This is a genomic window from Agromyces sp. Leaf222, assembly GCF_001421565.1.
In the GTDB taxonomy this organism is placed as follows: domain Bacteria; phylum Actinomycetota; class Actinomycetes; order Actinomycetales; family Microbacteriaceae; genus Agromyces.
This window is the reverse complement of record NZ_LMKQ01000001.1, coordinates 2,640,018-2,652,596: the sequence shown is the minus strand read 5'-3', so window position 1 is coordinate 2,652,596 and position 12,579 is coordinate 2,640,018. Positions and strand designations below refer to the sequence as shown.

The following is a 12,579-nucleotide window of genomic DNA, read 5'->3' as shown; positions in this document are numbered from 1 at the left end:
AAACGTGGCTTAGACTATAAGCCCGTGGTGGAAGAACGCGGACAGGCGCCGAAGAGCGCAGACAATACAGACGACACGACCAAGCACATCTTCGTGACTGGTGGTGTCGTTTCCTCGTTGGGCAAGGGTCTCACGGCAGCCAGCCTCGGCAACCTGCTGACGGCACGCGGACTGCGCGTGGTCATGCAGAAGCTCGACCCGTACCTCAACGTCGATCCCGGAACGATGAACCCGTTCCAGCACGGCGAGGTCTTCGTCACCGACGACGGCGCCGAGACCGACCTCGACATCGGACACTACGAGCGCTTCCTCGACATCGACCTGAGCCAGGCGGCGAACGTCACCACCGGCCAGATCTACTCGACGGTCATCGCCAAGGAGCGCCGCGGCGAGTACCTCGGCGACACCGTGCAGGTCATCCCGCACATCACCGACGAGATCAAGCGCCGCATGCGGCTGCAGGCCTCCGAGACGCCGAAGCCCGACGTGATCATCACCGAGATCGGCGGCACGGTCGGCGACATCGAGTCGCAGCCGTTCATCGAGTCGGCGCGCCAGGTGCGCCACGAGCTCGGCCGCAAGAACGTCTTCTTCGTGCACGTCTCGCTCGTGCCGTTCATGGGCGCCTCGGGTGAGCAGAAGACGAAGCCGACGCAGCACTCCGTCGCCACCCTGCGCTCGATCGGCATCCAGCCCGACGCGCTCGTGCTGCGCAGCGACCGCCCCGTCACCGAGGCGAACAAGCGCAAGATCGCGCTCATGTGCGACGTCGACGAGGGCGCCGTCGTGAACGCCGTCGACGTGCCGTCGATCTACGACATCCCGACGATGCTGAACGACCAGGGCCTCGACGCCTACATCATCGAGACGCTCGGCCTCGACGCGAAGGCCGGCGACGTCGACTGGTCCGGCTGGAGCGGCCTTCTCGACGTCGTGCACGACCCCAAGCACGAGGTCACCATCGGACTCGTCGGCAAGTACATCGACCTGCCCGACGCCTACCTCTCGGTCACCGAGGCGCTGCGCGCCGGCGGCTTCGCCAACGACGCCAAGGTGAAGATCGAGTGGATCCCGTCCGACGAGTGCCGCACGCCAGAAGGCGCGAGCAGGCACCTGTCGCACCTCGACGGCATCTGCGTGCCCGGCGGCTTCGGCGTGCGCGGCATCGAGGGCAAGCTCGGCGCACTCCGCTACGCCCGCGAGAACGGCATCCCGACGCTCGGACTCTGCCTCGGCCTGCAGTGCATGGTCATCGAGTACTCGCGCAACGTCGCGGGCCTCGAGGGCGCGTCGTCGAGCGAGTTCGACCCCGACACCGAGTTCCCGGTCATCGCGACCATGGAGGAGCAGGTCGAGATCATCGCCGGAGGCGACCTCGGCGGAACCATGCGCCTCGGCCTGTACCCCGCGGCACTCACCGAGGGGTCGATCGCCGCAGAGGTGTACGGCTCGACGCTCGTCTCCGAGCGTCACCGTCACCGCTACGAGGTGAACAACGCCTACCGCGACGTCATCGCCGAGGCCGGCCTCGTGTTCTCGGGCACCTCGCCCGACCGGCACCTCGTCGAGTTCGTCGAGCTGCCGCGCGACGTGCACCCGTACTACATCGCGACGCAGGCGCACCCCGAGCTGCGCAGCCGCCCGAACGACGCGCACCCGCTGTTCCGCGGCCTGGTCGCGGCATCCCTCGACCGCCAGAAGGCGAGCCTGCTCTTCGACGACGCGAATGCCTGATCGCTCCGTCGACGACGTCCGGGGCGAGCCGCTCGCCGACGAACGGGTCGTGGTGCCCGTCTCGGCGAGCGAGGTCGTGTTCGAGGGTCGGGTGTGGGACATCCGTCGCGAGACGTTCGACCTCGGCGACGGGCCGATCGTGCGCGAGTTCATGGACCACCCCGGAGCCGTCGCCGTGCTCGCGCTCGACGACGACGACCGGGCGTTCCTGATCCGCCAGTACCGGCATCCGGTTCGCGTCCGCGGTTGGGAGATCCCGGCCGGGCTGCTCGACATCCCCGGAGAGGACCCGCTCGAGGCGGCCAAGCGAGAACTCGCTGAAGAGGGCGACCTCGAGGCGTCCGAATGGTCGGTGCTCGCCGACTTCCTCACGACGCCGGGCGGCAGCGACGAAGCGCTCCGCATCTACCTGGCGCGCGGCGTGCGCCCGGCCGCCGAGGCGTACGCGCGCGAAGACGAGGAGGCGCACATCGAGACCCGGTGGGTGCCGCTCGACGACTGCGTCGACGCCGTGCTCGGGCGACGGGTGCAGAACCCGTCGCTCGTGATCGCGGTGCTCGCAGCCGAGGCCTCGCGTGCACGCGGGTGGCGGAGCCTCGGCGAAGCGGATGCCGCGTGGCCCACCCGGTCGCCGGCACGCGGCACGCGGGCGCCCGGCGCAGCCGAGGGCGCCCCCACGGCATGAGCGCAGAGCGGTGACCGCGCAGACGGAGGTCGACGCCTACCTCAGGCACCTCACCGTCGAGCGCGGTCTCGCCCGCAACACGATCACCTCGTATCGACGCGACCTCGCGATCTACGCGACCTGGCTCGAGGCGCGCGGCTTCGACGGACCCGGCGCGGTCGCCGAGCAGGACCTCTCCGGCTTCATCCGGTACCTCGGCGCCGAACGCGAGCCGGTGCTCGCGACCGCCTCGATCGCGCGCGTGCTGTCGGCGGTGCGCGGGCTGCACCGCTTCCTCGCCGACGAGGGCACGCTGCCGACCGACGTCTCGCGTCGGCTGCGACCGCCGAAGCCGGCGATGCGGCTGCCCAAGGCGATCTCGGTCGCCGACGTCGAGGCGCTCATCGCGGCGACCACCGGCGAGGAGCCCGATCGGCTGCGCGACGCGGCACTGCTCGAGGTGCTCTACGGCACGGGCGCTCGCGTCTCGGAGGCGATCGGGCTGAACGTCGACGACCTGGTCGACGACGAGGTCGTGCGGCTCTTCGGCAAGGGCGGCAAGCAGCGCATCGTGCCGCTCGGCTCCTACGCCAGGCGAGCGGTCGACGCCTACCTCGTGCGTGCGCGTCCGCTGCTCTCGGCGCGGGGCACGGCGACCCCGGCGCTGTTCCTCGGCATGCGCGGGCGGCGGATGTCGCGGCAGGCCGCGTGGGAGGCGATCCACGGTGCTGCGGAGCGGGCGGGGCTCGCGGCATCCGTCTCTCCTCACACGCTGCGGCACTCCTTCGCGACGCACCTGCTCGAGGGCGGCGCCGACGTGCGCGTGGTGCAGGAACTGCTCGGGCACTCGTCGGTCGCGACGACCCAGATCTACACGCTCGTCACGGCTGACACACTCCGGGAGATGTACACGTCGGCCCACCCGCGCGCTCGCTAGAATCGACCAAGCAACTCGCACGACGAGGGGCCGGCAGGCCGGAAGAGAGACCACACGTGACCCAGCAGACGCACGATCCGGCGGACGGCATCGGTTCGCTGGAGCCGGACATCGGTCCGACCGGGCGTCCCCACCGCGAGTTCCCCGTTCCGAAGCCGCTGCGTACGCACGGCCCGGCCCGCATCATCGCCCTCTGCAACCAGAAGGGCGGCGTCGGCAAGACGACCACCACGATCAACCTCGGCGCCACGCTCGCCGAGTACGGCCGCCGTGTGCTCGCCATCGACTTCGACCCGCAGGGCGCGCTCTCGGCGGGGCTCGGCGTGCAGACGCACGACGTGCCGACGATCTACGACCTGCTGCTCTCGCGCACGATCGACCCGGTCGACGCGATCCAGCACTCGGGCGTCGAGGGCCTCGACGTGATCCCCGGCAACATCGACCTCTCGGCCGCCGAGATCAACCTCGTCAACGAGGTCGCGCGCGAGCAGATCCTCGCCGGCGTGCTGCGCAAGGTCTCCGCCGACTACGACGTGATCCTGATCGACTGCCAGCCCTCGCTCGGCCTGCTCACCGTCAACGCGCTCACCGCGGCGCACGGCGTCGTGATCCCGCTCGAGTGCGAGTTCTTCGCGCTGCGCGGCGTGGCCCTGCTCATCGAGACGATCGACAAGGTGCGCGACCGCCTGAACCCGGCGATCACGCTCGACGGCATCCTCGCGACGATGTACGACTCGCGCACGCTGCACTCGCGCGAGGTGCTCGAGCGCGTGGTCGACGCGTTCGGCGACGACGTGCTCGAGACCGTCATCACGCGCACGGTGAAGTTCCCCGACGCGACGGTCGCGGCGACCCCGATCACCGAGTTCGCGCCAGAGCACCAGGCGTCGAAGTCGTACCGGCAGCTCGCGAGGGAGCTGGTCTTCCGTGGCGCGGTCGCCTGAGGCCGTTCCGGTCTCGGGGGAGCACGTGCCCGGCGAAGAGGCCGGCAGCGATGACCAGCGCGCGGTCGAGGCATCCGGGACCCTGGCGCCCGCGACCGAGCCCGCCGACACCGGCTTCCGCGTCGCGCTCACGAACTTCGAGGGTCCGTTCGACCTGCTGCTCTCGCTCATCGCCAAGCACGAGCTCGACATCACCGAGGTCTCGCTCTCGGCGGTGACCGACGAGTTCATCTCCTACCTGCGCGGACTCGACTCGGCCGAGGAGCTCGACCGGGCCTCGGAGTTCCTGGTGGTCGCCGCAACCCTGCTCGACCTGAAGGTCGTCGGCCTGCTCCCGCAGGGCGAGCTCGTCGATGCCGAAGACGTCGCGCTGCTCGAGGCGCGCGACCTGCTCTTCGCGCGCCTGCTGCAGTACCGCGCCTTCAAGGAGGCCGCCCGGTGGTTCCAGTCGAACCTCGACGCCGAGGGGTTGCGCCATGCGCGTACCGTGCGGCTCGAGGACCGGTTCCGCCAGCGGGCGCCCGAGCTGCGGTGGACGCTGAGCGCCGAGGACTTCGCCGCATTGGCCGCGCTCGCGATGGCGCCGCGCGAGATCCCCGTCGTGGGGCTCACGCACCTGCACGCGCCGCTCGTGTCGATCCGAGAGCAGGCGGCGCACGTCGTCGCGGTGCTCCGGCGCGGCGACCCGGTGAGCTTCCGCCAGCTGATCGCGGGCGTCACGCGCCCCGGCGTCGTCGTGGCCAGGTTCCTCGCGGTGCTCGAGCTGTACCGGCACGCGGCGATCGGCTTCGACCAGGTCGAGCCGCTCGGCGAACTCACCCTGCACTGGGCCGCGGCGACGTGGTCCGACGAAAACCTCGAAGCCCTGGGGGCCGACTATGACGAATGAGATCGAAGAGGCGGATGTCGCGACGACCGCGGTCGACGAGGGCGGCGCCGGCCCCGACACGGCCGCTGAGCACCCCACTCGACCTGACGACGAAGTCGACGGGGCGACCGAGGGCCCCGAGCTCTCGATCGTCACGCCGCTCGACGTGCCAGGCCAGCCCCACCTCGACCTGGATCGCGCGCTCGAGGCGATCCTGTTCATCGCCGACGAACCGCAGAGCGTCGTGCACCTCGCGGCCGCCGTGCAGCGGCCGGTGGCCGAGGTGCGCGCCGCGATTGCACGCCTGCGGGCCGACTACGACGGCACGGGCGTCTCGGGGGAGCCGCGCACCGATGTCGCCGACGCGAACGATGCGGCACGCGGCATCCGTCGTGGATTCGAGCTGCGCGAGGTGGGCGGCGGCTGGCGTTTCTACGTGCGAACCGAGTACGACGCGCTGGTGTCGGATTTCGTGATCGCGCAGACGTCGACGAGACTTTCGCAGGCGGCGTTGGAGACGCTCTCGGTGATCGCCTACAAGCAGCCGATCTCGCGTTCGCAGATCGCGTCGATCCGCGCGGTGAACGTCGACTCGGTCGTGCGCACGCTGCTCGGCCGGGGGCTCATCACCGAGGTCGACACCGATGCCGAGACGGGCGCGCTGCTCTACGGCACGACCGAGCTGCTGCTCACCAACCTCGGTGTCAACTCCATCGACGAGCTGCCCCACATCTCACCGTTGCTCGACGACGGCCAGGAAGGATTCGAACGTGACTGACAAGAACGACGACCAGGGCGCCGGCTGGTTCACCGAACCGGAGGGCGTGCGCCTGCAGAAGGTGCTCGCCGCCGCGGGCGTCGCGAGCCGCCGCGTCGTCGAGCAGTACATCGTCGAGGGCCGCATCGAGGTCAACGGCGTCGTCGTGACCGAGCTCGGCCGCCGCGTCGACCCCGCGAGCGACCTCGTCGCCGTCGACGGCGTGCCGATCCAGCTCGACCCTGACAAGCGCTACTACATGCTGAACAAGCCGCGCGGCGTCGTCTCGTCGATGCGCGACGAGAAGGGCCGCCCCGACCTGCGGCAGTTCACCGACGAGCTCGAGGAGCGCGTCTACAACGTCGGCCGCCTCGACGGCGAGACGAGCGGCCTGCTGCTGCTCACGAACGACGGCGACCTCGCGCACGTGCTCGCGCACCCCTCGTTCGGCGTCGAGAAGACGTACATCGCCAAGGTGAAAGGCCGGGTGTCGGCGCAGACCCTGCAGCAGCTCAAGCAGGGCATCGAGCTCGAGGACGGCCCGATCAAGGCCGACCGCGCGAAGGTCAGGCAGCACCAGGGCGACGACGGCCACTCGATCGTCGAGCTCACGTTGCACTCCGGCCGCAACCGCATCGTGCGGCGCATGATGGCCGAGGTGGGGCATCCGGTCGTCGACCTCGTGCGTCGCAGCTTCGGGCCGCTGCACCTCGGCACGCTCCGCGTCGGGGTCATGCGCGAACTCACGAGCACCGAGCGCGGCCTGCTCCTGACGATCTCGCGAGAGGCGGATGCCGCGCGCGGGCGTGGCGAAGGGGCATCCGGGTCCTCGACCGACGAGGCCTCCGAAGCCTCCGGTGCTGCGGCGTCGGCCGAAGCCGCAGCAGGCGCAGACGGCGCAGCCGACGGGGAGCGGTCGTGAACGAAGCCCGCCTGACCGGCCCGGTGCGCATCGTCGGTGTCGGGCTGCTCGGCGCGAGCATCGGACTCGGGCTGCGTGCGAAGGGCGTCGACGTGGTCCTCGCCGACGCATCGCCGACGCACCTGGCGATCGCCGCGGACTACGGCGCGGGGCGCCCGGCGGCTTCGGACGACGTGCCGCAGCTGGTCGTCGTCTGCGTGCCGCCCGACGTCACGGCCGACGTCGTCGCCGCCGAGCTCGCCGCGAACCCGACCGCGATCGTGACGGATGTCGCGAGCGTCAAGGTCGCCATCCTCGACGAGCTCGTGGCGCGAGGAGCCGACGTCTCGCGCTACCTCGGAACCCACCCCATGGCCGGCCGCGAACTCGGCGGACCCATGTCGGGCCGCGCCGACCTCTTCGTCGGGCGCCCATGGGTGGTCGCCGCGCACGAGGCCATCTCGTACCGCGATGCGTCGGTCATCGACGACCTGATCCTCGACCTCGGCGCCACGCTCGTCGAGCTCACGCCCGAGCAGCACGACCGGGCGGTCGCCCTCGTGTCGCACGTGCCCCAGGTGGTGTCCACGCTCATGGCGCGACGCCTCATCGACGCACCCCACGCTTCGGTGAACCTCGCCGGCCAGGGCATCCGCGACGTCACGCGCGTCGCGGCGAGCGACCCCGAGCTGTGGGTGCAGATCCTCGGGCAGAACACCGCGCCCGTCATCGAGATCCTGCGCGGCTACCGCGAGGACCTCGACCGGTTCATCGACGCCCTCGACGACCTCGAGGCGCCCGGCGCCCGCCGTCGCATCGCCGAGGAGCTCTTCGGCGGCAACACGGGCGTCGAACGGCTGCCGGGCAAGCACGGCGTCGACCGTCGCTACGCGAGCCTCATCGTCATGGTCGACGACCGCCCCGGTCAGCTCGCCCGGCTCTTCAACGACGTCGGCGACGCCGGCGTCAACCTCGAGGACCTCCGCCTCGAGCACTCGCCGGGCGCCCAGGTGGGCCTCGCCGAGATCTTCGTGCTCCCCGAGGTGCAGGAGCGCCTCACCGACGAGCTGGCCGCACGCGGCTGGCGGATTGCAGGCTGAACGTGTCGTCCCCCGTCATCCCCGTCGTCGTCGCGATCGACGGCCCCGCAGGCAGCGGCAAGTCCAGCGTGTCGAAGGAGGTGGCCAAGCGCCTCGGCTACGGCTTCCTCGACACCGGTGCCGCCTATCGGGCGCTCGCCTGGCACGTGCAGGCCTCTGGCATCGACACGGATGACGCGGCATCCGTCATCTCCTCGCTCGCGAGCTTCGACTACCGCATCGGCACCGACCCGGCCGGCTACGCCGTGCACGTCGGCGAGGTCGACGTGACCGCGGCCATCCGCGATCCCGAGATCTCGGCGGTCGTCAGCAGGGTGGCCCGCGTGCCCGAGGTGCGCACGCATCTCATCGAACTGTTCCGCAGCATCATGGCTGCCGAACCCCGCCCCGGCGTCGTCGTCGAGGGTCGGGACATCACGACCGTCGTCGCACCCGATGCGCCCGTGCGGATCCTGCTGACCGCGTCGCCCGAGGTGCGGGCGTCTCGGCGTTCGGCCGAGCTCGTGGGTTCGACCTCGAGCGCCGTCGGCGACGACCTGCGCCGCCGCGACGAGGCCGATTCGAAGGTCGTCGACTTCATGACGGCGGCCGACGGCGTGACCACGGTGGACTCCACGGAGCTCGATTTCGAGCAGACCGTCGACGCCGTGATCGACGTCATCAGGTTCACACAGCCTGTCACTGATTGAATAGAGCGGGGCGCATCTCGATCAGACGCGCCCGAAGACTTGAGGAGACACCCATGACCGACCAGCGCGACGAGTACGACGACGAGTCCGTCGCCGACGACCGGCTCGCCGACCGCCTCGCCGACGTCGACGACGAGCTGGCCGAGCAGCGCGCGGCAGCGCTGCGCTCGGGGCTGTCCGACTACAACCTCGACGACGACGACCTCGACGTGCTCGAGCACTCCGAAGAGGGCGAAGACGGCATCCGCTACCTGCCGGCCCTGCCGGTGGTCGCGATCGTCGGCCGCCCCAACGTGGGCAAGTCGGCGCTCGTGAACCGCATCCTCGGCCGCCGCGAGGCCGTCGTCGAGGACACCCCCGGCGTGACGCGCGACCGCGTGTCGTACAAGGGCGAGTGGCTCGACCGTCGCTTCACCCTCGTCGACACCGGCGGTTGGGAGCCCGATGCCAAGGGCATCGACGCCTCCGTCGCGGCGCAGGCCGAGGTCGCGATCGACCTCTGCGACGTCGTGCTCTTCGTGGTCGACGCCACGGTCGGCGCGACCGCGACCGACGAACACGTCGTTCGGCTGCTCCGCAAGACGAACAAGCCCGTCTTCCTCGTCGCCAACAAGGTCGACGACGCCCGCCAGGAGTCCGAGGCCGCAGCGCTCTGGAACCTCGGCCTCGGCGAGCCGCACCCCGTCTCCGCACTGCACGGGCGCGGCGTCGCCGACATGCTCGAGGCCGTGTTCAAGGTGCTCCCGCAGGTGTCCGCCGTCGCGAAGGACGAGTTCGGCGGACCCCGCCGCGTCGCGATCCTCGGTCGACCGAACGTCGGCAAGAGCTCGCTCCTGAACAAGGCCGCCGGTGAGGAGCGCGTCGTCGTCAACGAGCTCGCGGGCACCACCCGCGACCCCGTCGACGAGCAGATCGAGCTCGGCGGCAAGATCTGGCGCTTCGTCGACACCGCCGGCATCCGTCGTCGCGTGCACCTGCAGCAGGGCGCCGACTTCTACGCATCGCTGCGCACCCAGGCGGCGCTCGAGAAGGCCGAGGTCGCCGTCGTGCTCCTCGACGTCTCGCAGCCGATCTCCGAGCAGGACGTGCGCATCATCGACCTCGTGCTCGAATCGGGCCGCGCGCTCGTGCTCGCCTACAACAAGTGGGACCTCCTCGACGACGACCGTCGCCGCTACCTCGAGCGCGAGATCGAGAAGGACCTGCACCACGTGGCGTGGGCCCCTCGCGTGAACATCTCGGCCCGCACCGGGCGCCACCTCGAGAAGCTCGTGCCCGCCCTCGAGACCGCACTCGCGTCGTGGGACACCCGCATCGCGACGGGCAAGTTCAACGCGTTCCTCACCGAGCTCACGCAGCAGACGCCGCACCCCGTGCGCGGCGGCAAGCAGCCCCGTGTCCTGTTCGGCACGCAGGCCGCGAGCCGGCCGCCGACATTCGTGCTCTTCACGACCGGGTTCCTCGACCCGGGCTACCGCCGGTTCATCCAGCGGCGCCTGCGCGAGATCTACGGGTTCGAGGGTTCGCCGATCGTCATCAACATGCGCGTGCGCGAGAAGCGCCAGCGCTAGCGGATCGATCGATTCGTGGCGCGCCGCCGCTCGCTCGCCGACCACCGATTACGGATCATGTCCGGAGTGCATCACGCGGTGTTGAAGGCGAGCGGATGGCGCGTGGCGAAGCGGATCGGCGGCATGCCGGTGCTCGAGCTCACCACCGTCGGGTCCCGGAGCGGTGCACGGCGAACCGTCGTGCTCTCCGCACCGATCGTCGAGGGTGAGCGCATCATCCTCGTGGCGTCGCGCGGCGGCGCAGATCGCGATCCGGCCTGGTACCGGAACCTCGTGGCGAACCCGCGCGTCGAGGTGACGCGAGGACGCACGACCGCGTGCATGGTCGCGAGAACGGCGAACCCCGCGGAGCGGGCGGTGCTCTGGGATCGCGTCGTCGCGGCATACGGCGGCTACGCGACCTACCAGGGCCGCACCGAACGCGAGATCCCGCTCGTGATCTGCGAGCCGTGCGGCGCGGGCGCCGGCGACCCGGCCGGGTGACCTCATGGCGCATCTCGGTGACGACTCGCTCGAGACGGAACCGCGTCGCGACCTGCGCCGGCGCGGGGTCAGCCTTCGGCGTCGAAGCGGGCCTGCATGACGGCGCGGTTGGGCGTGGGTCGCGCGACCTCGCGGAAGCCGGCGCGCTCGAACATGCCCACGGTGCCGGGGAACAGGTCGGCCGCAGGGACCTTGGACCTGGCCGAGGGGTCGATGGCGTAGGCCTCGACCACCCGAGCGCCGTGCTCGCGCGCGAACGCGACGGCCGCCTCGGCCAGTGCGCCGCCGACGCCGCGCTTGCGGTGCGCCCGCGGCACGACGAAGCACGTGACGGCCCAGATGCTCGCGTCGTCGAAGTCCAGGTCGGGGGAGCCCTCGGCCACGAGGCGCTTGCGAGGCAGGCCGGGCAGCGCGGATCGCGGCTCGACCGCGCACCAGCCCACCGGCGTCTCGCCGTCGTAGGCGATGAGGCCCGGACCGTGTTCTGCGTCGCGCACCTGTCGCTCGAGGAGTTGCGCGAGCTCGGCGTCGTTCATCGTCCATTCGCTGCGCGGGAGCTTGTACCACTGGCACCAGCAGTGCGCGGCATCGCCCTTCGTTCCGAACACGGCCTCGACATCGGCGAACGGCACCTGCTGGACGGGGACGACGCGCAGGGCCGGAATGCCGGCGTCTTCAGTGACCTGGGTTGGCATGCCGTCACGATAGTGCCCGGGTGCGACATCCTGCTCATATCGTGAATAGAGGTAATGATGTAGTAAGTTCATGGTATGACCCAGATCGAGCGCGAGCCGTCGACGCAGGCTCCGGCTCTCACGCCGACGCCGACCGTGCTCGACCGGCTGCTCGAGATCGGCGAGCTGTTCCAGCAGGACATGGCGACCGCATTCGCGGGCACCTCGCTCACGCCGGCACGCGTGCGCGTGCTCTGGGTGATCCAGCACGGCGGACCGATGACGCAGCAGGCGCTCGCGAGCGGCCTCGACGTCAGCGCGCGCAACGTCACGGCGCTCGTCGATGCGCTCGAGAGCGGTGGGCACGTGCGTCGGTCGCCGCATCCGACCGACCGACGGGCGACGATCGTCTCGCTCACCGAGGCGGCCGAACTCCGCATGCGCGAGATGCAGCGCGAGCACGCCGAACTCACCGCCGACCTGCTCGATGCCGTCGCGCCCGCCGACCGGGCCGCCCTCGAGCGCGGCGTCGACGCCATCGCCGAGCGGTTGCGGGCACTCATCGCGGCGGACCGGGAGCGTCGGGCATGAGCGTCACGAGCGAACGCCGCGTTGCGGCATCCGTCTGGCAGCGTGCAGCGAACCTGGCGAAGCGGGTGCTGCTCCTAGAACTGCGCATCTACGCGAACATCGGGCGCTTCGTCGCGCGCAGGCCTGCGATCGCGCGCGGCGCGGCCGGGTTCAGCTACCACAAGCCCGTGTTCGCGGTGCTGATGATCTTCATCGTGCTGTCGGCCGTCGAGATCCCGATCATCGACCTCGTCGTGCACCGGTGGCCCGCGGTGCGCATCGTCATGCTCGTGCTCGGCATCTGGGGCGTCACCTGGATGTTCGGCCTGCTCTGCGGCTACCTCATGCGGCCCATGACGGTCGGGCCCGACGGCATCCGCGTGCGCGAGGGGCTCGAGCTCGACGTCGAGCTCACGTGGGACGACATCGCGTCGGTCTCACGACGCAAGCAGGTCGATGAGCCCAAGTCACCGCGCATCGAGACGACGGATGCCTCGCGCACCCTCGCGCTGCGCATGCACGACGAGACGAACATCACGATCGAGCTGGAGCGCCCCACCGTCGTGCGGCTGCCCGGACGTGCGCCGAAGGGCGGCGATCAGGAGATCACCGCCCTTCGGCTGTGGGTCGACGACCCGAAGGGGTTCCTCGACGAGGTGCGTCGGCACCTCTGAACCCCGCGGGCCG

14 protein-coding genes are annotated in these 12,579 nt (G+C 70.6%); 13 read left to right on the top strand and 1 reads right to left on the bottom strand.

The features are described 5' to 3' along the window. Positions 1 to 27 precede the first annotated feature (27 nt). The 11 genes from ASE68_RS11870 to ASE68_RS11820 all read left to right on the top strand — a co-directional run bounded on the left by ASE68_RS11870 (position 28) and on the right by ASE68_RS11820 (position 10,648). Positions 28 to 1,734, top strand: coding sequence for a CTP synthase (locus tag ASE68_RS11870; RefSeq protein WP_055858764.1), 1,707 nt, complete (start codon positions 28 to 30; stop codon positions 1,732 to 1,734). Further along, on the top strand, positions 1,727 to 2,419 hold the full coding sequence (locus ASE68_RS11865; RefSeq protein WP_055858760.1) for an NUDIX hydrolase: 693 nt from the start codon (positions 1,727 to 1,729) through the stop codon (positions 2,417 to 2,419). The genes ASE68_RS11870 and ASE68_RS11865 overlap by 8 nt, the downstream gene beginning before the upstream one ends. A 10-nt stretch (positions 2,420 to 2,429) precedes the next feature. Then, entirely contained in the window at positions 2,430 to 3,335 is a 906-nt protein-coding gene (gene xerD, locus ASE68_RS11860) for a site-specific tyrosine recombinase XerD (RefSeq protein ID WP_055858757.1), read from the top strand. Between the two features lie 56 nt (positions 3,336 to 3,391). Continuing rightward, positions 3,392 to 4,279 carry a ParA family protein gene (locus ASE68_RS11855; RefSeq protein WP_055858753.1) on the top strand — a complete coding sequence of 296 codons (888 nt, stop codon included), beginning with the start codon at positions 3,392 to 3,394 and terminating at the stop codon, positions 4,277 to 4,279. An 82-nt stretch (positions 4,280 to 4,361) separates the two neighbouring features. Next, a complete protein-coding gene (locus ASE68_RS11850; protein ID WP_055861267.1) occupies positions 4,362 to 5,168 on the top strand; it encodes a ScpA family protein in 807 nt (268 codons plus the stop codon). Continuing rightward, a complete protein-coding gene (gene scpB, locus ASE68_RS11845; RefSeq protein WP_082462201.1) occupies positions 5,158 to 5,925 on the top strand; it encodes an SMC-Scp complex subunit ScpB in 768 nt (255 codons plus the stop codon). Before ASE68_RS11850 ends, scpB begins: the two co-directional genes overlap by 11 nt. After that, entirely contained in the window at positions 5,918 to 6,826 is a 909-nt protein-coding gene (locus ASE68_RS11840) for a pseudouridine synthase (protein WP_157421628.1), read from the top strand. The genes scpB and ASE68_RS11840 overlap by 8 nt, the downstream gene beginning before the upstream one ends. After that, entirely contained in the window at positions 6,823 to 7,905 is a 1,083-nt protein-coding gene (locus tag ASE68_RS11835; protein ID WP_055858750.1) for a prephenate dehydrogenase, read from the top strand. Before ASE68_RS11840 ends, ASE68_RS11835 begins: the two co-directional genes overlap by 4 nt. A 2-nt stretch (positions 7,906 to 7,907) precedes the next feature. Beyond that, positions 7,908 to 8,594 (top strand): (d)CMP kinase, encoded by a 687-nt coding sequence (gene cmk, locus ASE68_RS11830; RefSeq protein ID WP_235480846.1) that lies wholly within the window; start codon positions 7,908 to 7,910, stop codon positions 8,592 to 8,594. A 53-nt stretch (positions 8,595 to 8,647) separates the two neighbouring features. After that, on the top strand, positions 8,648 to 10,165 hold the full coding sequence (gene der, locus ASE68_RS11825) for a ribosome biogenesis GTPase Der (protein ID WP_055858747.1): 1,518 nt from the start codon (positions 8,648 to 8,650) through the stop codon (positions 10,163 to 10,165). A 57-nt stretch (positions 10,166 to 10,222) separates the two neighbouring features. Beyond that, positions 10,223 to 10,648 carry a nitroreductase/quinone reductase family protein gene (locus tag ASE68_RS11820; RefSeq protein WP_055858743.1) on the top strand — a complete coding sequence of 142 codons (426 nt, stop codon included), beginning with the start codon at positions 10,223 to 10,225 and terminating at the stop codon, positions 10,646 to 10,648. A gap of 68 nt (positions 10,649 to 10,716) precedes the next feature. Here the strand turns inward: ASE68_RS11820 and ASE68_RS11815 are convergent, their stop codons facing one another. After that, the gene (locus ASE68_RS11815; RefSeq protein WP_055858740.1) at positions 10,717 to 11,343 is read right to left on the bottom strand and encodes a GNAT family N-acetyltransferase; all 627 of its coding nucleotides are present in this window, start codon (positions 11,341 to 11,343) and stop codon (positions 10,717 to 10,719) included. Positions 11,344 to 11,418: 75 nt separating this feature from the next. On the opposite strand from ASE68_RS11815, the gene ASE68_RS11810 reads away from it, so the two are divergent. Both ASE68_RS11810 and ASE68_RS11805 read left to right on the top strand, forming a co-directional pair. After that, positions 11,419 to 11,913, top strand: a complete 495-nt coding sequence (locus tag ASE68_RS11810; protein WP_055858738.1) for a MarR family winged helix-turn-helix transcriptional regulator — start codon at positions 11,419 to 11,421, stop codon at positions 11,911 to 11,913. Continuing rightward, complete coding sequence (locus ASE68_RS11805; protein ID WP_055858733.1) at positions 11,910 to 12,566, top strand: PH domain-containing protein; 657 nt, start codon at positions 11,910 to 11,912, stop codon at positions 12,564 to 12,566. The genes ASE68_RS11810 and ASE68_RS11805 overlap by 4 nt, the downstream gene beginning before the upstream one ends. The last annotated feature ends 13 nt before the right edge of the window (positions 12,567 to 12,579 follow it).

What these genes read in the sequence shown, in the direction of transcription:
- ASE68_RS11865 (WP_055858760.1), top strand. Translation starts at nt 1,727, where the DNA reads ATGCCTGATCGCTCCGTCGACGACGTCCGGGGCGAGCCGCTCGCCGAC.
- scpB (WP_082462201.1), top strand. Translation starts at nt 5,158, where the DNA reads ATGACGAATGAGATCGAAGAGGCGGATGTCGCGACGACCGCGGTCGAC.
- der (WP_055858747.1), top strand. Translation starts at nt 8,648, where the DNA reads ATGACCGACCAGCGCGACGAGTACGACGACGAGTCCGTCGCCGACGAC.
- ASE68_RS11820 (WP_055858743.1), top strand. Translation starts at nt 10,223, where the DNA reads ATGTCCGGAGTGCATCACGCGGTGTTGAAGGCGAGCGGATGGCGCGTG.
- ASE68_RS11815 (WP_055858740.1), bottom strand. Translation starts at nt 11,343, where the DNA reads ATGCCAACCCAGGTCACTGAAGACGCCGGCATTCCGGCCCTGCGCGTC.
- ASE68_RS11810 (WP_055858738.1), top strand. Translation starts at nt 11,419, where the DNA reads ATGACCCAGATCGAGCGCGAGCCGTCGACGCAGGCTCCGGCTCTCACG.
- ASE68_RS11805 (WP_055858733.1), top strand. Translation starts at nt 11,910, where the DNA reads ATGAGCGTCACGAGCGAACGCCGCGTTGCGGCATCCGTCTGGCAGCGT.